This window comes from Hydrosulfovibrio ferrireducens (assembly GCF_046883345.1).
Lineage (GTDB): Bacteria > Desulfobacterota > Desulfobulbia > Desulfobulbales > Desulfurivibrionaceae > Thiovibrio > Thiovibrio ferrireducens.
Genome location: NZ_JALKCW010000016.1, coordinates 62,164 through 82,941, shown reverse-complemented (window position 1 = coordinate 82,941; position 20,778 = coordinate 62,164). Strand labels below are relative to the sequence as shown.

General features: G+C 59.4%; 19 protein-coding genes. 11 read left to right on the top strand and 8 right to left on the bottom strand.

The window, feature by feature from the left end; genetic code table 11:
- Positions 1 to 4 precede the first annotated feature (4 nt).
- Both MWR57_RS07920 and cdaA read right to left on the bottom strand, forming a co-directional pair.
- A complete protein-coding gene (locus tag MWR57_RS07920; protein ID WP_423124263.1) occupies positions 5 to 973 on the bottom strand; it encodes a CdaR family protein in 969 nt (322 codons plus the stop codon).
- The gene (gene cdaA / locus MWR57_RS07915) at positions 949 to 1,740 is read right to left on the bottom strand and encodes a diadenylate cyclase CdaA (RefSeq protein ID WP_423124262.1); all 792 of its coding nucleotides are present in this window, start codon (positions 1,738 to 1,740) and stop codon (positions 949 to 951) included. Before cdaA ends, MWR57_RS07920 begins: the two co-directional genes overlap by 25 nt.
- A gap of 386 nt (positions 1,741 to 2,126) precedes the next feature.
- On the opposite strand from cdaA, the gene rpsT reads away from it, so the two are divergent.
- The 6 genes from rpsT to MWR57_RS07885 all read left to right on the top strand — a co-directional run bounded on the left by rpsT (position 2,127) and on the right by MWR57_RS07885 (position 7,312).
- The gene (rpsT, locus tag MWR57_RS07910) at positions 2,127 to 2,402 is read left to right on the top strand and encodes a 30S ribosomal protein S20 (protein ID WP_423124261.1); all 276 of its coding nucleotides are present in this window, start codon (positions 2,127 to 2,129) and stop codon (positions 2,400 to 2,402) included.
- 213 nt (positions 2,403 to 2,615) lie between these two features.
- Positions 2,616 to 4,130: an anthranilate synthase component I gene (gene trpE, locus MWR57_RS07905; protein ID WP_423124260.1), complete on the top strand. Its 1,515-nt coding sequence runs from the start codon at positions 2,616 to 2,618 to the stop codon at positions 4,128 to 4,130.
- A gap of 122 nt (positions 4,131 to 4,252) precedes the next feature.
- Positions 4,253 to 4,861, top strand: coding sequence for an anthranilate synthase component II (locus MWR57_RS07900; RefSeq protein WP_423124259.1), 609 nt, complete (start codon positions 4,253 to 4,255; stop codon positions 4,859 to 4,861).
- Positions 4,858 to 5,886 (top strand): anthranilate phosphoribosyltransferase, encoded by a 1,029-nt coding sequence (trpD, locus tag MWR57_RS07895; RefSeq protein WP_423124258.1) that lies wholly within the window; start codon positions 4,858 to 4,860, stop codon positions 5,884 to 5,886. Before MWR57_RS07900 ends, trpD begins: the two co-directional genes overlap by 4 nt.
- Positions 5,883 to 6,656 (top strand): indole-3-glycerol phosphate synthase TrpC, encoded by a 774-nt coding sequence (trpC, locus tag MWR57_RS07890; protein WP_423124257.1) that lies wholly within the window; start codon positions 5,883 to 5,885, stop codon positions 6,654 to 6,656. The genes trpD and trpC overlap by 4 nt, the downstream gene beginning before the upstream one ends.
- A 5-nt stretch (positions 6,657 to 6,661) precedes the next feature.
- A complete protein-coding gene (locus tag MWR57_RS07885; protein ID WP_423124256.1) occupies positions 6,662 to 7,312 on the top strand; it encodes a phosphoribosylanthranilate isomerase in 651 nt (216 codons plus the stop codon).
- Here the strand turns inward: MWR57_RS07885 and MWR57_RS07880 are convergent.
- From MWR57_RS07880 to MWR57_RS07865, 4 genes are all read right to left on the bottom strand, one after another.
- Positions 7,305 to 8,063, bottom strand: a complete 759-nt coding sequence (locus MWR57_RS07880; protein ID WP_423124255.1) for a hypothetical protein — start codon at positions 8,061 to 8,063, stop codon at positions 7,305 to 7,307. The genes MWR57_RS07885 and MWR57_RS07880 overlap by 8 nt on opposite strands.
- A 27-nt stretch (positions 8,064 to 8,090) precedes the next feature.
- Positions 8,091 to 9,542, bottom strand: a complete 1,452-nt coding sequence (locus MWR57_RS07875; RefSeq protein WP_423124254.1) for a DegQ family serine endoprotease — start codon at positions 9,540 to 9,542, stop codon at positions 8,091 to 8,093.
- Between the two features lie 290 nt (positions 9,543 to 9,832).
- Positions 9,833 to 10,642 carry an anti-sigma factor family protein gene (locus MWR57_RS07870; protein ID WP_423124253.1) on the bottom strand — a complete coding sequence of 270 codons (810 nt, stop codon included), beginning with the start codon at positions 10,640 to 10,642 and terminating at the stop codon, positions 9,833 to 9,835.
- Between the two features lie 16 nt (positions 10,643 to 10,658).
- Positions 10,659 to 11,219, bottom strand: a complete 561-nt coding sequence (locus tag MWR57_RS07865; RefSeq protein ID WP_423124252.1) for a sigma-70 family RNA polymerase sigma factor — start codon at positions 11,217 to 11,219, stop codon at positions 10,659 to 10,661.
- 303 nt (positions 11,220 to 11,522) lie between these two features.
- Here MWR57_RS07865 and MWR57_RS07860 point away from each other — a divergent pair, with 303 nt between their 5' ends.
- The 3 genes from MWR57_RS07860 to MWR57_RS07850 all read left to right on the top strand — a co-directional run bounded on the left by MWR57_RS07860 (position 11,523) and on the right by MWR57_RS07850 (position 14,027).
- Entirely contained in the window at positions 11,523 to 11,891 is a 369-nt protein-coding gene (locus MWR57_RS07860; protein ID WP_423124251.1) for a hypothetical protein, read from the top strand.
- Between the two features lie 278 nt (positions 11,892 to 12,169).
- Positions 12,170 to 13,162 (top strand): thiamine-phosphate kinase, encoded by a 993-nt coding sequence (gene thiL / locus MWR57_RS07855; protein WP_423124250.1) that lies wholly within the window; start codon positions 12,170 to 12,172, stop codon positions 13,160 to 13,162.
- Complete coding sequence (locus tag MWR57_RS07850) at positions 13,146 to 14,027, top strand: RluA family pseudouridine synthase (RefSeq protein WP_423124365.1); 882 nt, start codon at positions 13,146 to 13,148, stop codon at positions 14,025 to 14,027. Before thiL ends, MWR57_RS07850 begins: the two co-directional genes overlap by 17 nt.
- Here the strand turns inward: MWR57_RS07850 and mtgA are convergent.
- Together mtgA and MWR57_RS07840 are read right to left on the bottom strand one after the other, a co-directional pair.
- Positions 14,017 to 14,808 (bottom strand): monofunctional biosynthetic peptidoglycan transglycosylase, encoded by a 792-nt coding sequence (gene mtgA / locus MWR57_RS07845; protein ID WP_423124249.1) that lies wholly within the window; start codon positions 14,806 to 14,808, stop codon positions 14,017 to 14,019. The two genes, MWR57_RS07850 and mtgA, sit on opposite strands and share 11 nt — an antisense overlap.
- A gap of 266 nt (positions 14,809 to 15,074) precedes the next feature.
- Complete coding sequence (locus MWR57_RS07840; protein WP_423124248.1) at positions 15,075 to 17,696, bottom strand: glycosyltransferase; 2,622 nt, start codon at positions 17,694 to 17,696, stop codon at positions 15,075 to 15,077.
- Between the two features lie 385 nt (positions 17,697 to 18,081).
- Between MWR57_RS07840 and uvrB the strand changes: the two genes are divergently transcribed.
- The gene (gene uvrB, locus MWR57_RS07835) at positions 18,082 to 20,076 is read left to right on the top strand and encodes an excinuclease ABC subunit UvrB (protein WP_423124247.1); all 1,995 of its coding nucleotides are present in this window, start codon (positions 18,082 to 18,084) and stop codon (positions 20,074 to 20,076) included.
- Complete coding sequence (locus tag MWR57_RS07830; RefSeq protein WP_423124246.1) at positions 20,067 to 20,759, top strand: lysophospholipid acyltransferase family protein; 693 nt, start codon at positions 20,067 to 20,069, stop codon at positions 20,757 to 20,759. The genes uvrB and MWR57_RS07830 overlap by 10 nt, the downstream gene beginning before the upstream one ends.
- Positions 20,760 to 20,778 lie beyond the last annotated feature (19 nt).

The following is a 20,778-nucleotide window of genomic DNA, read 5'->3' as shown; positions in this document are numbered from 1 at the left end:
CGGCTCATTTGCCAAGGCTCCGGCCAATCTTTACGGTGACGGCGGACGGAATTGCTTCGATAATGTGGATCTCTTCCGGCGCCGTGATTTTCACCTGCACCCGGTGTGTCCCGACGGAAAGCCCTTCTGTCGAGACACTGGCCTCAACAAGCTCGGCCTGGTTTCCCCTGCTGCTCAAGGGAAGCAGGGCACGGATGCTGATGGTGCTGGGTTCGAGGGTCACCTTTCTGTCGGACTCTGGTCCCGTGAGGTGGACAGGGATGTCAACGATGGTTTTTTCCGTGGTTTTTTCGCGGATCACCACATTGGCGGTGACCACTGTCTCGCCCATGAGCTCAAGCAGTGCCGAACGCAACTCCAGGGGAACCTGGAAGGTTTTCGAACTCTTCAGGCCGCTGATGTCAATGGGCTTGGCAGTGAAGAGTCTTTCCTTGCCGACAACGGCCTTGGGGCCGGAAATCTTGATGACCTGGGGCTCGAAAATAACACCGCCCAGTTCGTAGCCGCTGGCCGGAGAGCCCGTTGTCCTGGCCTGCACCGGCAATTCCTTCTCCACCAGCTCGTCGACGAGCAGGGTAATGTGGGTGGGCTGGATGCGTGATACGGTGACGCCTCGCGGAAATTGGATCGTCTCGGGTTCGTTGCGGATGACAATGGTGCCGGGGGTGGTTTTGGCAAGATTGATGGTTCGCGTGATCCGCTGGCGGTTGATGCCGCTGATCAGGCCGCGGGGACCGCTGACCGTGACCTCCAGTTGTTTCTTGAACTGGTTGGCGATAACCAGCTCCCGGGGCAGATTGACAATCTCCACCGGAATATAGACCGTGGTGTCAACCTTGTCCTCGCCCACCACGAAATACCAGAGGAGGACGGCGAAGATCAGGGAAATGAGCTTCAACCCCCAGTTGTTCGGCCAATTGAGGAAGTTGGGGGTGGGAACTCGCCGGATTATTTGTTTAACCAGTTTTTCCATAAGAGAGGAGTCGTGTTTTCCTTGGGAACAAAGATTGCGTCAAGTCGGCTTCTGAGTGCGTTTTCGTCGAGATCGGAGGTCATAGCCCCGTGCTGGACCAGGGATATCTTCTGCGTTTCTTCCGAGATCACGATGATCACCGCGTCGGTCTCCTCGGAAAGACCGATGGCCGCCCGATGGCGAGTGCCAAGCTGCTTGCTGATGTAAGGATTTCTGGTGAGGGGGAGCAATGCCCCGGCCGAACGGATGCGGCCGTTATGGATGATCACCGCTCCGTCATGGAGGGGAGCGGTGGTTTGGAAAATGGTGACCAGGAGCTGTCTGCTGACGATGGCGTCAAGGCTGTGGGCGGATTCGATGTATTCATTGAGCCCTGTTTCCCGCTCGATGACGATGAGCCCGCCGATTTTGCGCTGGGCCATTTGCTGCGCCGCCCTGACAATCTCGAGCAGAATGTGCACCGTGTCTTCCTGGGGTTTGGAAAAGGTGGTTTGCCCGACCTGGGCGAGGGCCCGCCGGATATCCCGCTGGAAGATGATAATGATGATCAGGAAGATCGAGCTGAGGAATGTTCCCAGCAGCCAGTACAGGGTGAGAAATTCGAGCTCCCGCGCGGCGAAATAGAGCACGACGAGGACCACGATGCCGGAAAGTATCTGGACGGCCCGGGTTCCGCGGATCAGCAGCATGACACGATAGATGATGAACGAAACGATCATGATATCGAAGATGTCTTGCCAGCGGAGTGATTGTGCGAATTCCAGCATCGGGGTCCGGGTTCCGTCAAAAAGAGAAATATGGGGTGGAAAAGAGAAAAAAATGGTGTTGTTTTTAAGGTAAACGAAAAGCAGTCCACCAAGCAAGGGGCATGAGTAAATTTTTTTAAAAAAATTGGGGAGATCTGTTGTGGTGTTGTAAAAAGAAAACAGGTTTTCCGGCAGACTTCCGCGGACGTCGGAAAGATATTCGAAAGAGGCTCCCCAGTTGTTGCTTGACAAGGGTGGTGAATTGATTTATCTTCGTAAAATTTTCCAGCATCTTTCTGTCGGTGTTGCCGGGAAACGGCGATCGTGCAGAAACCCTGCCGGCGGTGAAACAGCGCGGCAGAGCATCTTGAATCAATCAATAATATTTAGGAAACAGGAGTTGAGAATTGGCTAATCATAAGTCCGCCGAGAAAAGGAATCGTCAGAACCAGTTGCAACGGCTTCGCAATCGCTCCAACAAGAGCAAGATGAAGGGCGTTGTGAAGAAGGTCCTTGAGGCCATTGAGCTGAAATCCGGAGATCAGGCCCAGGAAGCACTGAAAGCGGCGATCCCTGTTATTGAGAAAACAGCGGTAAAAGGCTCCATCCATAAAAAGAATGCCTCCCGCAAGGTGTCCCGTTTGACCAAGCGGGTGAATGCTTTGTTGGGCGCCGCGCAGTAACGAGAGAGCCGGTTGCGGCTGCAGTCCCGTTCGGCTTCCCCCCTGCGGGAGAAAGCCGTGCGCAAGACTTTCCGCTCTGGCTTGTTGTGCCTCTTCCACGTGCGCAGGGACCTGCCTGTTTCTTATGAAGAGTGATGTGCCGTGAAAAGAAAAATCAAAAAGCCATGGGACGCCAATGTTCCATGGCTTTTTTTTATGAGTTGAGGAGCCATCATGTTCCGACCTTCCTTGCAGGAGTTTGCACACCTGGCCGCCGATGCCGGACTGGTGCCGATCTATCGGGAAATCGTTGCCGACCTCGACACGCCGCTGACCATCTTTGCCAAGGTGGCGGTCGGTGAGTCGCACGCCTTTCTCTTTGAAAGCCTTGAAGGTGGGGAAAAATGGGGGCGGTATTCCTTTATCGGGATTGATCCCATCGTCACCTTTGCCAGCCGCGGGAACCAGGTCACCATCATCCGGGAGGGCGCGGTTGAGGAGCAGGAGGGCGATCCGCTCGAGGCCCTGCAAACGTTGCTCAAATCCTTCAACGCCTGCAATTCCGAGATGGCCTGCGACCCCGAGCTGTTGCCGCGGTTTTTCGGCGGGGCCGTCGGCTTTTTGGGCTACGACATGGTGCGGTTCATGGAGCGGCTGCCCGAGTGCAACCCGCCCCTTGCCCAGTTTCCGGACAGCTCTTTCATGGTGCCGCGCACCGTTTTGATCTACGACAACCTCAGGCAACTGCTCACCGTGGTCAATCTGGTGCAGACCTCAGGCGTTGGGATCGAAGCGGGCGATATCCCGGCCTTGTACGCAAAAGCGCAGGGTGAGATCGAGGAGATCATCGTCCGCCTGCAGGCGCCCATGCCCACGGAGTATCTCGGCGGCAGCGGCAAGAAGGATACTGCGCCCCACGCCTTTACCTCCAACATGAGCGAAGAGGCTTTCGAGAAGATGGTGGAGGCGGCCAAAGAGTATGTGCAGGCCGGCGATGTCATTCAGGTTGTTGTGTCGCAACGCTTCCATGCCAAAACAGAACTCGCCCCCTTCAAGCTCTACCGCGCCCTGCGCCATATCAATCCCAGCCCCTATCTCTTTTATCTCAAGCTCGGGGATCTGGTCCAGATCGGTTCGTCTCCGGAGATTCTGGTCCGTCTCGAGCAGGACGATATCGAGCTCAGGCCCATTGCCGGGACGAGAAAGCGCGGCAAAACGCCGGAAGAGGATGCAGCCCTTGAGCAGGAGCTGCTGGCCGACCCCAAGGAGCGGGCCGAACATCTGATGCTCGTCGATCTGGGCCGCAACGATGTGGGGCGGGTCGCCAGCTATGGCTCGGTGGAGGTCCGCGATCTGCTGGTGGTCGAGCGCTACAGCCATGTCATGCATCTGGTTTCCGGGGTGCATGGGACTTTGGCGCCGGGCAAGGATCAGTTCGATGTCTTGCGCGCCTGCTTTCCCGCGGGCACGGTGAGCGGCGCCCCGAAGATCCGGGCCATGGAGATCATCGAAGAGCTTGAACCCGAGCGGCGCGGGCCCTATGCCGGCTCGGTCGGGTATTTCGGTTTTTCCGGGAATATGGATTTTTGCATCACCATCCGGACCTTTGTCATGCAGGGCGATGATCTTTGGGTGCAGGCCGGGGCAGGGATTGTCGCCGATTCGGTGCCCGCCCTTGAGTATCAGGAAACCATCAATAAATCCATGGGGCTGCGGCGGGCGGTGGAGTTGGCGGAAAAAGAATTTTAGGAGCCGTTAGGAAACAGGAGCCCTCTTGTTCGTTTCGTTACGGCTCCTTATGTCGATCACTGCATTTCAATGGTACAGTTTTTCTGAACAACGGCTTAGCCCGGCGGCATGCGAGAAAGAATATGATAGTCATCATCGATAATTACGACTCCTTTACCTACAACATCGTCCAGACCCTCGGGGGGATGGGCGCCGAGATGAAGATCTTCCGCAACGACGAAGTGGATATCTCCTTCATCGCCTCGCTTGCCCCCGACCGTTTGCTGATCTCGCCCGGCCCCTGTTCTCCGGCCCAGGCAGGCATCTCCATCGAAGCGATCCGCTTTTTCAGCACCAGGATTCCGGTGCTGGGGGTTTGCCTGGGGCATCAGTCTTTGGGCGAGGCCTTTGGCGGACAAACCGTGCGGGCCGGTCGGCTCATGCACGGCAAGACAAGCCCCATCACCCACGACGGGCTGGGGGTGTTTACCGGCTTGCCCAATCCCTTTGATGCCATGCGCTACCATTCCCTGGTGGTTAGGGAATCGGATCTGCCGGCCTGTCTGATGGTCACGGCCCGTTCCGACCAGGGCGAACTCATGGGTCTCAGGCATCGGAGTCTGCCGGTGGAAGGGGTGCAATTCCATCCCGAATCCATCATGACCCCGGCCGGGGTGCGGTTGCTGAAAAATTTCCTTGATCCGTCCTATGCGGAAATCCTCGAAAAACAACGCAAGGAGATGGTCGCATGATGAAAGATGCCATTGCCAAAGTGGTGGCGGGCACCGACCTGAGCGAAGCGGAGATGGTCGGGGTGATGGAGACAATCATGGGCGGCGAGGCCACCCCAGCCCAGATCGGCGCCTTTATCACCGCCCTGCGGATCAAGGGCGAAACCGTGGATGAGATCACCGGCGCGGCCAGGGTGATGCGGGCCAAGGCCACCAAGGTGGCCGCGGTTGGTGAGGGCGAGATTCTCGTGGATACCTGCGGCACTGGGGGGGACGCCTCCGGCACCTTCAATGTTTCCACCACCGCCGCCTTTGTCGTGGCCGCAGCCGGGGTTCCTGTGGCCAAGCACGGCAATCGTTCCGTTTCCAGCCATTGCGGCAGCGCCGATGTTTTGGAGGCCCTGGGCGTGGATCTGACCTTGAGCCCGGAAGAGATCGGCCAATGCATCCGGGAGATCGGTATCGGCTTCATGTTTGCTCCGGCCCTGCATGGGGCCATGAAGCATGCCATCGGCCCGCGCCGCGAAATTGGGATCAGGACGATCTTCAATATTCTCGGCCCCCTGACCAACCCTGCCGGGGCCAATGTGCAGGTCATGGGGGTGTATGCCCCCTCCCTCACCGAAACCTTGGCCCAGGTGCTGGGCAGGCTTGGCACCCGCCGCGCCCTGGTGGTGTGCGGCGAGGGCAATCTTGATGAGATCACGATCACCGGCGCAACCCGAGTCTCCGACTGGGCCAACGGCGAAATGAGAACCTACAGCATCCATCCCTCGGAGCTGGGCATGGCCACGGCCAGTCTGGCGGAAATCAAGGGCGGCAAAACCGCGCCAGAGGCGGCGGCGCAGTTGCGTTTGGTGCTGAGCGGCAAGGGTGGCCCTTGTCTGGACATGGTCCTGCTCAATGCCGGCGCCGCCCTGATGGCTGCCGGGCGCAGCGAAGATCTTGCCGCCGGCGTGGCCTTGGCCCGGGAGGTTGTGGCCAGCGGCGCCGCGCTCGGCAAGGTTGAGGCGCTGGTTGCCTTTTCCAAATCGGTGCAGAAATGATCCTCGATACCATCGTCGCCAGGAAAAAAGAAGAGGTCGCGGCCCTTAAGATCAAAGGCCTTGCCGCGCCTGATCTGGAGATCCCGCCTCCGCGCGGCTTTATCCGGGCGCTCTCCGATTTCCCCGGCGTGGCCGTCATCGCCGAAGCCAAGAAGGCCTCTCCTTCCAAGGGGGTGATCCGGCCCGACTTCGATCCGGTGGCCATCGCCCGCAGCTATCTGTCCGGCGGCGCCCAGGCCCTCTCGGTGCTCACCGACGTGGATTTCTTTCAGGGCTCCCTCGCCTATATCCCCGCGGTGCGGGCGGCGGTGAATCTTCCGGTGTTGCGCAAGGACTTCATCATCGACCCCTTGCAGATCAAGGAGGCCCGGGCGTATGGCGCCGATGCGATCCTTCTGATCGCCGCCATTCTTGAGACCTCCCAGATTCAAGAGTATCAAAGTCTGGCCTTGGAGCTTGGCATGGATGCTTTGGTGGAGGTCCATGACGAGGCGGAGGTTGAAAAGGCCGTGGCCGCGGGCAGCCGTCTGATCGGGGTCAACAACCGCGATCTTCGCGATTTTTCCATGGACCTGAACACCACCTTCCGCTTGCAGAAGATGATTCCGGCACAGATCCCCCTGGTGAGCGAATCCGGGATCCGTGACCATGACGACATGGTCCGGCTCGCGGCGCATGGGGTCAAGGCGGCGCTGGTGGGGGAAACCCTGATGCGGGCCGCGGACCCGGCCGAGGCGCTGCGCACCCTGGTTGGCGGGCAGCAAGGATGACGGGCATGAACGCCAGAACGCGGATCAAGGTCTGCGGGATGCGGGAGATGGCGGAGGTTGCCGGAGTGGTGGCCGCCGGGGTGGATGCAATCGGCCTGATCTTTGTCGAGAAAAGTCCCCGCTGTGTTGACCGGGAGCGGGCGCGGGAAATTGTTGCAAGCTTGCCGCCCTTTGTGGATGCGGTGGGGGTTTTCGTCGATCAGGATGCGGCACAGGTGAACGAGATTGTCCGGTATTGCGGCTTGACCAAGGTTCAGTTGCACGGGGCTGAGTCCCCTGCCTATTGCACGGAGATCAATTGCCGGGTGATAAAGGCCTTTCAGGTGAAGGAGTCTCTCTCCACTGCAGACCTGGCGTCCTATGCCGGAGTGGTTTCCGGCTTTTTATTCGACACCTTTCATGAAAAAATCGCCGGCGGCACCGGGAAGACCTTTGATTGGCGGCTGCTGCAAAAAATGTCTCCCCTCCGGCCGGTTGTCCTGGCCGGCGGCCTCACCCCCGATAATGTGGGCGAGGCGATCCGGCAGGCGCGCCCTTTTGCCGTGGATCTCAACTCCGGGGTGGAATTCGCCCCCGGCCGCAAGAACCTCGAAAAAGTGCGCGCTGCCGTTGCCCAAGTCGCGGCGGCTGACGGTGCCGCGCTTCGTTTTACTTGACCGCGGGAAAAAGGACGACCACCTGCGGGGTGTTGCCGATGGTCAGGGAGAGGCGCAGCTCCTTCACCCCGTCCGCTTCCTCGCCCGGCATCCCCGGAAAGAAAAGAACGCCGTAGGCGATCTGATGCGGCAGGATGGCCTCGTTGCGCAGCCTTTTTGCGGCAAGGTCTTCCCTGATTTTTTCCCCGCTGTCGCTGTAGCTTTTAGCCCCTCCGACAATAGCTCCACCCGCCGCGCCGATCACGGCGCCGGTTCCCATTGCCTCGCCGATATTCTGGCCGGTGACTACCCCAACGGCCAGCCCGGCCAGCGCTCCGGCCGCGCCCATGAGCAGTGCCGGTTTGCCGGCGCCCTTGGCTGTTTCCCCCAGATCGACATGCCCTGACGTCCGCTGATAGGTCTTCTCCAGCGAGAGGATCGGCCAGGCCCTATTGTTGTTATCGATGAGAAAGGTTTGTTCGGCATTGAGCCGCACTTTATCCGGGCTGTCGTTTTGCAGGGTCAGTTGAATGGGCAGCAGTCCCGCCTTGCGCGCGCCAAAACCGAAGGCCTGCTTGGCTGCCTCATCGCTGCTGAAAGCCAGAGCGGAAATCTTGAGGCCATCCCCGACCACGATGCCGCCATTTTTGGCATCCGGCAGGTTGAGGGGGGCGACCCGATCCTGGTAGGTGCAACCGCCGATCAGGCTGATCAGGCTCAGCAGGGTGGCCAGCCAGCCCAGACGTTTTCCGAAGCCATGCAGGTTTTTCATCTTCCTTCCTTGTCTCTTAAATGGATTTTATTTGAGTTTCAGGCCAAAAAATCTGGTGCGGCCGTCACGCTTGATGAAAAAGGAAACCGTTGATTTTGCCTTTAACCCATTGATCACGCTGAGGAATCCCTTTACGTTCCGGACAGGTTTCTGGTTTACCTCAAGGATCAGGTCCCCCCTGCGCAGGCCGGCAAGGGCCGCCGGCGAGGAAGGCTCAACCCCGGTAACCAGCACCCCGTGCGCATCGGTGATGCCCAGGGCCGCGGCAATCTCCGGGGTGAGATCCTGCACTCCCAGGCCAAGGCTTTTGCTGAGCGTCTCCGCCGGTTCGCTTACGGCAGCCTGTTCTTCGCTGAGCTTGGCAATGGTCACCGGGAGCTTTTTCACCGCACCTTTCCGGTACAGGGTGATTTCCGCCCTGCTTCCCACCGTGGTTTCCGCCACCAGATTGGGCAGCATGCTCATCTGGGAGATTTCCTTGCCGTTGAATTCAACAATGACATCACCGGGTTTGATGCCGGCCTTCTCCGCCGGACTGCCGGGGGAGACCTCGCCCACCAGGGCGCCGATGGGCCGGTCGAGTTTGAACTGGGCGGCAAGCTCCGGGGTTACCGGCTGGATCATCACCCCGAGCCAGCCGCGCACCACCTTGCCATGTTCCTTGAGCTGGTTGATGACGTTTTTAGCCATATTGGCCGGAATGGCGAAGCCGATACCGATGTTGCCGCCGGTGCGGCTGTAGATGGCGGTGTTGATCCCGACCATCTCGCCCTTGAGATTGTACAGGGGGCCCCCGGAGTTGCCCGGGTTGATGGAGGCGTCGGTCTGGATGAAGTTTTCATAGGGGCCGCTGCCCAGGGAACGGCCCTTGCCGCTGACTATCCCGGCGGTAACGGTTTGCTCGAAACCGAAGGGATTGCCGATGGCCATGACCCAGTCGCCAACCCGCAATTTATCCGAATCTCCGAAGGCTATTGCCGGCAGCCCGTTTCTGGGGGTGATCTTGAGCAGGGCAAGGTCTGTTTTCGGGTCGCGGCCGATGATCTTTGCGTCGTATTCCTCGAAGTTGGTCAACCGCACATTGATGGTATCGGCGTTTTCCACGACATGGTTGTTGGTGACGATATAGCCATCCTTGGAGATGATAACCCCGGAGCCGAGGCTGGTTCGTTTCTGTTCGCGCTGGGGCTGTTCCTGGTCAAAAGGCGAAGGCAGGCCGAAAAAGCGGCGGAATGGTTCGGGAATATCCTGATGGTTGAACAGGTCATGGGGAGAGCGGGACGGCTTGAACGTTTGGGTGGTGTAAATATTGACCACGGTGGGGCTGAGTTTGTCCGCCAGATCGGCAAAGGTTTCCGGAGGACTGCTTGCCGCCCGGCTTATTCCCGGCAGGGTAGTGAAAAAAAGTCCCATGAGCAGCAGGACCAGGAAAACAGAAGCGGGGCGGCGGCGGGAGAAGGTTGGCAAGGGCTGAATCATTGTAGACTCCTTGGTGTGTTGAACAAGACAAAAGTGTCGTGCGGGTATGTTGTGTATGTTCTGTATTGTGTATATCTCTTTTGCCGGAAGTCAAGTCCGGCGTGCATCCTTCATTCCTCCTCCCCCCCCAAAAAAAAGCGGGACCGCGGGAGCGAGGCTGCTCCGCGGTCCCAGGAAAGAGCCCTTCTGGGGAAGAAGGGAGAAAGAAGGGATGCTTGGAGGATGCGCATCCTGATAAAAAAGACATGGCGTGACGGGTAAAAGTTCCTGAAAAAATTCAAGGCATGGTGTTATTCAAAGCGGATGGCAGCGGTTAACACCGTCTTGCCGTAACCGAAGCGTGCCTCCGCGGCTGCGGCAGGCGCCAGGGCGTAGTGGTGACGGCCGAGCAGTTCATGGAAATTCCCCAGCTCCGCCTGGGGGAGATGAACAAGGAACAGGTTGGCGGTGATGCGGTGGAGCTGCCAGTTGTGGCGCACGATTTCCCGGCAGAGCACGACCTGACTTTCGTGGTCGATTTTTTCAATGAGGACATGGATATCCGGGGACAACAGACGAGGGGTGTGGTCAGCCGCGGGCCGCCGGGTTGTCGGGGCTGTCTGGGCAAGGGAGGCCAAGAGTTCGTTCCGGCTGCCTCCGTCATGGGAGACGGCAAACATGGTGTTTGGGGCAATGGGAAGCCGCCGGGGCGTGAGAACTTCCCCGTGCGACTTGGCGCTTATCCGGGCAGGGCGGGAGGAAAGAGCGGCGGGCGGCTCCAGGGGCGAGGTTTTCAGCAGAAAACCGGCCAGCATGGCAAGGGTGAATATGGTGGCGGCGGCCGGGATTGACAGGGAAAAATTCAGGGATTTGACAAGCGCCCAGGCACGGTCGAAAATCCCCCGTTGTGCCAGTTTGGCGTGGATGCCGGGGAGCAGATCCGCCGGAGGAGTCTGTGTCTCGAGATTGCGCACCAGGCTGAGGATCTGCTGGAATTCCCGCCATTCCTTGGCGCAGGTCTGGCAGCCGAGAAGATGGTCGGTCAGGACGTGCAGTTCTTCGCGGCCAAGGGTGTTGTCCGCGAAATCGGTGAACAGCGTTTGAGCTTCAGTGCATTGCATAAAAGGGCCGTTTCGTTTACAAAAAATGTTTTAGGCGATTTTTTAGGGCCAGGCGGGCCCGGTTCAATTTTGACTTGACCGTGCCCATGGGCAGGCCGAGGATTTCACTGATCTCTTCGTAGGACAGCTCTTGCAGATCGCGGAGAAGAATAACTTCCTTTTCCGCCGGCGCCAGGGAGGCAATGGCTTCTCTCACCAGGCGCGAAGTGTTTTGCCGTTCATACTCTTTTTCCGGAGTAGCGCCGGAGCTGAGGTTCAGCCCTGTTTCCGTGTCATCCAGGGACTGGTTGCTGAAAAATCCCCTGCGGCGCAGTTTCTGGTAACGGTTCCGGCAGTGGTTCATGGCAAGCTGATAGAGCCAGGCCCCGAACTTGCTTTCGTCCTTGAGCTTGTCTATTTGCCGGAACACGGTGACAAAGATGTCCTGGGCGAGATCCTTGGCCTCGTCCTCCTGCTTCACATAACCAAGCGCCAGATTGTAGATCTTCCGCTGGTAGAGCGCCACCAGCCGGTTAAAGGCCTGCTGGTCCCCCTGGCGAAAGGCGCGGACAAGTTGGGCTGCTTCTTGGTATGGCATTGTTATCCGCTTGCCCTACAAGGCCAGGGCCATTTTTTGCTGTTAATTTTATAGACAACCACCCGGATAAAAAGTTCCGGGTAAAATGGGAATGCGTTTTCGGCGATTTCACCAAAGAGGGGCGCTGGGAAAAAGAGCCTCTTGCTCGATTAAACAAAAAAGGACTCAAAAGAACAACAGGAAAGCGTGGGGATTCGTGATTCGCGCGTTTTGCGCGGATGCTTGAAAGATTCCCCGTGATTGGGTATCTTGTTTTTTCGTGGTGTTCCTGTGCTGTTGCTCCCCTTTATATGAGATTATTCCATGATAGAAAAGATCGTCACTGACTTGAAAAATATATTTGTTTTCAAGGAGAGCACTCAGGTCGGGGATATCGTCCTGATCGTGGCTGAAAAAATTATGTACGCCCTGGTTACCGGAATCGAGCGGGATTATGCCAAAAAAGAAGAGTGGTGGCTGGTGAGTCTGCAGTTGTTGACCATTCCTCCGCAGAAGACGGTTTGGACCTTGCGGACCCCGCAGTTCACCGGTCAGGAAATATTCACCATGGGGGGCGAGGAGCGCTTCATCAAGGCCATTGATTTTGGCAGGGGCGAGGTCGCGGAGAAGAAAGCCATCGAACCCGCCGGTCCCGGGAAAAAGAAAGGGTTTTTTCTCAAGGTGATCAAGTAGGAAGGGCTTCGTGGAAAAGGGAGTGTATCAGGCGCTCTTGCGGCAGCCGTTTAAGACAAAGAAAGTTTCAACCATCGCCATCATCTGCCTGAAACACTGGGGACAATAGCCGTGTGAGAGCTGCACCCCGGACCTGGCAGCCTGTTTTGCCCAGCCCTTGTGATTTTTTGTTTTGTGACAAACGCAGCAGATTACTTGCATGGTCTGGCTCCTCGTTGTTCTTTGCTCTACGGATCGGGATAGTTCCGGGAAAACTTGATGAAAAAATAGGGGGAAGCATGGCGCGGTCCGGAGGAGAAAGAGGGATTATCGCCCGTATCCGTCAGGCGGCGGGGAGTTCGGACGACCTTGTGATCGGGATCGGCGATGATTGCGCGGTCTACCGGACGACCCAGGGGAGGGTCAGCTTGGTTACCACCGATACCATGGTGGCGGGGGTGCATTTTGATTCCGCCTGGCATCCTCCCCATGCGCTGGGCAGGAAAGCAGCCTCGGTCAATATCAGCGACATCGCCGCCATGGGCGGGCTGCCCCGTTTTGCCCTGCTTTCCCTGGCCTTGACCCCGGCCTTTGCGAGCCAGTGGCTGGATGCATTCATGTCCGGTTTTTTGGCCGTGCTTGCCGAACATGGGATTGTGCTGATCGGCGGGGACACGGTGCAAAGCGAGCAGGAGAGCGTGCTTTCCGTTACGGTGCTCGGGGAGATGGCCGAGGCAGAGCTGCTTGCCAGAAAGGGCGCCCGGCCCGGCGATGTGGTTTTGGTCAGCGGTTTCCTGGGCGAGGCGGCGGCAGGTCTCGCCCTGTGCCGGATGGGATTGGCTCATGATCCCGGCTGGCAGCCCCTGGTTGGAGCGCATCTGGACCCGGTGCCCCAAGTGACCGTGGGCAGGGTCTTGGCCGCGAGCGGGCTTGTCCATGCCATGCAGGATCTCTCCGACGGCCTGGCCACCGATCTGGCCCATATCTGCGCGGAAAGCGGGGTTGGGGCGGTGGTGGCGGCTGACAAGATTCCCCTTTCCCCATTGCTGCGCAAGGCAGCGGTAACCTGCGGTCAGTCTCCCCTTGACTGGGCGCTTGCCGGCGGGGAGGATTATCAATTGCTCTTCACCGCCGGCGAGCAGCAGGAGGCGTCGCTCCGCGCTCTGGTCAGGGAAAAAACCGGCAAGGAGCTTTTTGCCGTGGGACGTATTGTCGAGGGCCAGGGTGTTTTTCTTGAAGAAGCAGGACAGTGCCGGGAGATCAGCTACCGTGGCTATGAGCATTTCAGATAACCGGCCGGAGGGGCTGCCTCCGGCTGTAACTGCGTTTACCCTGCGGATCACCGTTGCCCCTGAGGATGCCGGCTCGGCCTGCGATCTCCTCGCCTCCCGGGCCGGGCTTGCCAAGAGCCGGGTGAAGGACGCCATGTGCAAGGGGGCGGTTTGGCTGACCGGCAAAAGGGGCGGGCGGAAACGGTTGCGAAAGGCAACCGCGCAGCCCGGGCCGGGCGAGGTGCTGGATCTGTTTTACGACGCGCGGCTTCTCGCGGTGAAACCGCCGGCACCCCGATGTCTCCTCGATGCCAGGCAGTACAGCGTTTGGCTGAAACCCGCCGGCCTGCTCGCCCAGGGAACGGACTACGGTGATCATTGCTCGCTGGTGCGCCAGGTCGAGGTCCATTTTCGCCTGAAGCGGCCGGTCCTGCCCGTGCATCGCTTGGACCGGGAAGCGGCCGGCCTGATGATCCTCGCCCACACCAAGGCGGCGGCAGCCAAACTTTCCCGATTGTTGCAGGATAAGGCCATTGACAAGCAGTACCGGGTGACGGTGCTCGGCCGTCTCTCCTCGGAGTCCGGGACGATTGAACTGCCTCTGGACAATAAGCCCGCCCTCACCCGATACACCCTCGCCGTCTATGATCCGGCCAGTGACAGCTCCGTGGTCGAGGTCACCCTCGGCACCGGACGTTTGCATCAGATCCGCCGACACTTTGCCATGCTCGGCCATCCCGTGCTCGGCGATCCGAAGTATGGGGTCGGGAACAAGAATAGCACCGGCATGGAGCTTGTCGCCCATCGGCTTGCCTTTCGCTGCCCCTTCACCAGGAAGGAGGTATGTGTCAGCCTGGAAACCCAGGCTGAGACGATTATTTCTTAGACGGGGCGCCGAGGTGTTTGCGCAGGGAAGCAGGGCCGCCCATGAGCCGCATCTGCCGCTGGATATGCCAGGCCCGTTCGCTGATGTAGCCGGAGGGCCGGGCGGCATTCGACCGCAGGGGGCTGGGCAGGATTGCCGCAAGGATGGCGGCTTCCGCGCTATTGAGCTTGGCTGCCGGTTTGTGGAAATAGGCCCGGCTGGCCGCTTCCACCCCGAAGATGCCGGGACCGAACTCCGCCACGTTGAGGTAGACCTCGAGAATGCGGCGTTTGGGCCAGAGCCCCTCGATCAGCAGGGTGAAATACACCTCCAAACCCTTACGGATAAAGCTTCGCCCCGGCCAGAGGAAGAGATTCTTGGCAACCTGCTGGGAAATGGTGCTGGCCCCATGCACCCGTTTTCGGCGCTGGTTGTGTTCCCAGGCCTTTTCGATGGCGTCAAAGTCAAACCCCATGTGGCTGAAAAATTTTTGGTCTTCGGAGGCGATTGCCGCCAGCGGAGCATAGGGAGAAATGCGGTCCATGCTGACCCACTGGTAGCGGAAACGGTACTCCTTGTTTTTTTGCCACAGGGAGGCGATCTGGCGTTGGGCCATCAGGGAACTGCCCGGCAGCGGCACCCAGCGAAAGAGAAGGGTGATCGCCATGGTGGCCGCGAGGAAGCAGGCAAACCACCTGAAGGCCAGGCGGAAAAACGACCGGAGCCGATGGCTGAATCCCTTCCTTCTGGGCGGCAGGTTTGGGGGGACGTTTTTGGCGCTGTGGCGAGGGAAGATATGCATAGTGGGAGAAGGCCGGAGCAGACGGCTGCTCGGCGCAAGGCAGGGGCAATGGTGGTTGCTGGTTATTTCCCCGCGCCCCGTGGCGCGTAAATTTTTGGGTCCGTCACGCTGCGAAAAAAAGAGAATGATCGGCTGTATAGTCGATTTTTTCGCCGGAGGCAAGAGGAATGGATTTTCAGGCGGTTTCCCCCGGTTCGGCAGGGGGGCGGTTTTTTCCCCCGCGCCCCTGGGGAACTCTCCTGCAAGAGCATGGATAGTCGCCGGGGTCAGGCGGCGCTTTCCGGCTCAGGTGTCGCAGAAGGCGGCGCGGTGATACTGCTGATGAATGTTTCCTCGGTTTTGGAGAAACCGCTTATCATCGACATGATAACCGCCGCCAGATAGGGGATCGACTGGACCAGCAGGACCATGATCCAGACCATGAGGTCCGCGGTCTCCGATCCTTGCGAGATCACGACGCAGACCGCTGCGAGCCAGAGGGCGATCATGATCAGCCCTTCTTCCCTTGCGGCCTGCAGGGCCTGCAGCAGGGCATGGCGCTTGGCTCGTTTCGGGGTCCGGAAAAACGGGATGTCCTTGGTGACAAAACCAAGGAGGATCGCGCGGGAAATGGTGTGGGACAGGGAAAGGCCCGCCAGGGCCGAGGCCAGGGTCTGTCCGGCCGTGGCGCCGACCCGGGTCCGGTAGAGGTAGATCATCTTGCCCACCTTGAAAACAAAGAGGGTCAGCGGCATGATCGAGAGAATGACCAGGGGCGGGTCAACCTGGAGGGGAAAATAAACCATGCCGGTGGACCAGCCCAGGGCGGCCACGGTGAAGAACATGTTCAGGCTGTCCGCCATCCAGGGTATCCAGCCGGCGACAAAATGATAGCGCTGCCCCCTGGTGAGGGAGGTCTTTCTGCCGAAGAGCAGGGCCTTGGCATGCCGCCGCAGGATCTGCACCGCCCCGTAGGCCCAGCGGAAGCGCTGTTTCTTGAAATCGATGAAGGTGTCCGGCATCAATCCCCGGCCGTAGGTCTTGGGAATATAGGTGGCTTCGTAGCCGCGTTCAAAGATCTTCAACCCCAGTTCCGCATCCTCGGTGATGCACCATTCCGCCCAGCCACCGACCTCCTGCAGCACGGATTTGCGCACCATGGTCATGGTGCCGTGCTGGATGATGGCGTTGCGTTCATTGCGGGTCAGCATGCCGATATAGAAAAAGCCCTTGTATTCCGCGTAACACATGGCCTTGAAGAGGTTTTCCCCATCGTCCCGGTAATCCTGGGGCGCCTGGGCAATGGCCAGGGAAGGTTTGGCAAACTGGGGCGCCATGTCCCGCAGCCAGTCCGGGGTGACAATGTAATCGCTGTCGATGACCGCCAGAATCTCGGCCTCGGGGGCGGTTTTTTCCAGGGCGAAGTTCAGCGCCCCGGCCTTGAATCCTGCCAGCGGGGCCACATGGAAGAAAAGGAACCTGGGCCCGAGTTTTTGGCAGTGGGCTTCCACCGGTTGCCAGACCGCCGGGTCCTTGGTGTTGTTGTCGATGACCAGGACCTCGTAGCGGGGGTAGTCCAACTGGGCCAGGGCGTTGAGGGTCTCGATCAGCATCTCCGGCGGTTCGTTGTAGGCGGGCACCTGCACGGAGACCATGGGCAACTGGTCATCCTCCAGATGCTGCGGGGTAAACGGTCGCCGCCACTGGGAGAGCCAGGTTGCCTCCGCCCATTCATGGGCCTCGGCAAGGAGGACCACCACGACCCCGATCATGCCGATGACCATGAGGATGCCGATGAGGATGGTGGTCGGGTTCAGGTATTGCCTGGTGTAGGTGTACACGATCCATACCGCTCCGGTGGAGGCGGTGAAGGCGATGGTGGCGAGAAAGCTGCGCCCGCGGGTGCGCAGGGTTGTGCTGTCGATCAGGAGAAAGGCGAAGGTGATGATGGCGATTATCGCCGAGATTCCGGCCAGAACGCGCCATTCCGGAATCCTGACGATGGGTTCGGTAAAGGGGAACTTGGGCTGACGGTTGACGTCGTACACGCCCCAGTATGCGCCCACTGCGCCTTCGCTGCCCTGTTTCCAGGGCTGGTCAAAGGCCTCCATGACATAGTAGGTGTATTTTTCCTGCTCGGCCTTGGCCAGAAAACGGCGGAGAAAGATGGCTTCGTTGGCCGGGGAGGCCACGGCCAACTGACGGGTTCTCCCGTTGCTGGGCCAGCCTACCTCGCCGATGATCACCTCTTTGCCCGGGAATTTTTGCTTCAGCATGTTCATGTGCTTGACGATGTAGTCAATGGACTGGGCCATCTCCACCCCTTCCCAGTAGGGCAGCATGTGGGTGGCGACGTAGTCCACGTGTTCGCCGAGGTCCGGATGCTTCATCCAGATGTGCCACGGTTCGGCCGTGCTCACCGGAACCTCGACGGATTCCTGCATCCGGTCGAGATAGGCGATGAGCTGTTCCGGGGTCAGGTCGCCGCGGAGCAGCGCCTCGTTGCCGATTATGATCCGGATCACGTTTTTTGGGTTTTCATTGGCGACCCTGATGGCGGTTTCGATCTCCACGTCGTTTCTTTCGAGATCGTTGGTCAGCCAGGCGCCGAGGGTCACGTTGAGCCCGTGTTTGCGCGCCAGCCTGGGAATCTCCGCCAGGGTGCCTTCCTGGGTATAGGTTCTCACCGCGTGGGTTTTGTTGGCCAGCAGGGCCAAGTCCGCGTCGATCTCCTCCTCGGTGGGCAGGACATGGTCGATGGCGCTCTGCCATTCGCGGAACGGGGAAAAGGAAAAACCCTGGATGCGGGTGGGCCAGCGGGGCTCCTGTTCCGGCTTATTGACAAAGGCCCAGATGCTGCTGGAAATAACCGCGATCGCGATGGCAATGAGGATGTTTGCCCTGGTCATATGGCTCTCTTGTTGTGGAAACGTTTCTGTCGGCGCATGGGGTGCAAGCCGGGAAAAAATAGCGGCGAAGCCGGGTTGCTCTGGTCCCCGGTGTTTTGTCTGCTCTGTGGGATGATGTGCGGGGTCAAACCCATTTTCCGTATGCGCGCATGGGGGGAAAGTGCTGGAATTTACACCATGAACAGTACCAGTATATACGTCTCCAGGGTGCTGCTTGTCAATCCTGTTCATGGGCGGGATTATTTTTTTGTGTCCTGCTCCGGATCTCTTCGGATTATCAGCGAAAAAGGTGAAAAGCCATTGGGCCGGATTGTTTGGTAACACCTCGCCAATATGGTATGATGCCATCTCGCCCCTGATTGTGTCCGCCCTGGAGATGCGCCCCATGTCCTTTCAGCTCGAAACCACCTTTACTCCCGCCGGAGACCAGCCGGCAGCCATCGACCTCCTGTGCCGGGGGCTGACGGAAGGGCTGCCGCATCAGGTTCTCCTCGGCGTTACCGGCTCTGGCAAGACCTTCACCGTGGCGCAGGTCATCGCCAAAACCGGTCGCCCGGCCCTGGTCATGGCCCCCAACAAGACCCTGGCCGCCCAGCTCTACTCGGAGTTCAAGGAGCTGTTTCCCTCAAACGCGGTGGAGTATTTCGTCAGCTACTACGACTACTACCAGCCCGAGGCGTACATCCCCTCGTCGGATACCTACATCGAGAAGGATTCCGCCATCAACGAGGCCATCGACAAGATGCGCCACTCCGCCACCCGGGCGCTCCTTACCCGGCGGGACGTGATCATCGTCGCTTCGGTTTCCTGCATCTACGGCCTGGGCTCCCCGGAGGAGTACCAGAACATGCATCTTTTCCTCAAACAAGGGGAGGAGTATCCCCTGGAGGAGATGCGGCGCAGGCTGGTCCACATGCTCTATGAGCGCAACGATCTCTCCTTTCATCGCGGCACCTTCCGGGTGCGGGGCGATGTGCTGGAGATCTTCCCGGCCTACGAGGAGGACCGCGCCGTGCGGGTGGAGTTTTTCGGCGACACCATTGAGGCGGTGAGCATCATCGATCCCCTGCGGGGCAAGGTGCTGGAGCGCTTCGCCGAGCTCACCGTTTTTCCGGGCAGTCATTTTGTCACCTCCAAGGATCGGCTGCAGCGGGCCACGGCCACCATCAAGGAGGAGCTTCAGGAGCGGCTTGCTTTTTTTTATGCTCACAACCGGCTGGTCGAGGCCCAACGCTTGGAACAGCGCACCATGTTTGACCTGGAGATGTTGCAGGAGCTGGGCTACTGCCACGGCATCGAGAACTACAGCCGCCATTTCACCGGTCTGGCCCCCGGGGAGCCGCCGCCCACCCTGCTGGATTATTTCCCCCCGGATTTTATCCTCTTTGCCGACGAATCCCACGTGACCATCCCCCAGGTGCGGGGCATGTACCGGGGGGACCGCTCCCGCAAGGAAACCCTGACCGAGTTCGGCTTCCGGCTGCCGTCCGCCCTGGATAACCGGCCCCTGATGTTTGATGAATTCGCGGCCCGCATCCCCCAGGCGGTCTATGTTTCGGCCACCCCCGGTGATTTCGAGCTGGAAAAGGCGGCAGGCAGGGTGGTGGAGCAGTTGATCCGGCCCACCGGGCTTTTGGACCCCCGGATTGTGGTCCGGCCGGCAACCAATCAGGTGGATGATCTGCTGGAAGAGGTCCGGCTGCGGGAGGAGCTTGGCGAGCGGGTGCTGATCACCACCCTGACCAAGCGGATGGCCGAGGATCTTACCGAGTATTACGAAAAACTCGGGGTGCGGGTGCGCTATCTGCACTCGGACATCAAAACCATGGAGCGCATGGAGCTGATCCGCGATCTGCGCCTCGGGGAGTATCAAGTGCTGGTGGGCATCAACCTTCTCCGCGAAGGGCTGGATATCCCAGAGGTCTCATTGGTGGCGGTTTTGGACGCGGACAAGGAGGGATTCCTGCGCAGCGCTCGTTCGCTGATCCAGACCTGCGGCCGGGCGGCCCGGAATGTGAAAGGCATGGTGATCCTTTACGGGGACCGGATCACCGATTCCATGCGCCAAACCATGGATGAGACCGAGCGGCGGCGAGCCATCCAGGCGGAATACAATGCAGCCCACGGTATTACCCCGGAGAGCGTGCAGTCGCGGATCAAGGATCTCATGGAAACGGTGTATGAAAAGGATTATGTGACCGTTCCGGTGGCAACCGGCGAGGCAGGGCCGCAGTACGCAACCCTGGCGGAACTGCGCCGGGAGATGAAGGCGCTGGAAAAGGAGATGCTTGCCGCGGCCAAGGAGCTTGCCTTTGAGGATGCGGCCGCTTTGCGCGATCAGCTCAAGAAATTGAAGGAAATGGAACTTGCATGGCTGTGAAAAAAGGTTTTTTGTATAACGTGTTGCTGGTCGTTGCGCCATGGCTGTATGCCGGTCTGAGCCGATTGCTTTTCGCCACCTGCAGGGGCCGAGTGCATGGGGCTGAAAACCGGGCGCGTTGCGAGGCGGGTGGTAAACCCTTTGTCGGGGTGTTCTGGCATTACAGCGTGTTTGCCGCGGTCGAGCTCATCCGCGGCCGGGGCAGAGGGTGGGGCGCCATGGTCAGCGCCAGCGAGGATGGTGAATTTGTCGCCCGGATTCTTGCCCGGCAGGGGGTCTTTGCGGTGCGCGGTTCCCGCAACCGGGGCGCGCTTTCCGCGCTCAAGGGACTGATCGGTTTGCTGCGCCAGGGCTATAATGCGGCCATCGTTGGTGATGGTTCCCAAGGGCCACCCCGGGTGATGCAGGCCGGCGCCATCCTGCTTGCCAGCAAAAGCGGTGCGCCCATCCTGCCCATGGCGGTGGCGGCTGACCGTTACTGGGCCTTTCGCAGTTGGGATCGCACCCTGCTGCCCAAGCCTTTTGCCCGGCTCGACCTCTGGTATGGCGAGCCGTTGATGGTTCCGAAAAAATCAGGGGCGGAGGAAATCGAGCAATACCGCCAGGAGATGGAACATCGGCTCAATGCTTTGTATGCGCAAGCGTGGGGTAAATTCGGCAAGGATGGTCATGACGGCGCATAGTCACCGTTTGGGCTGGGGA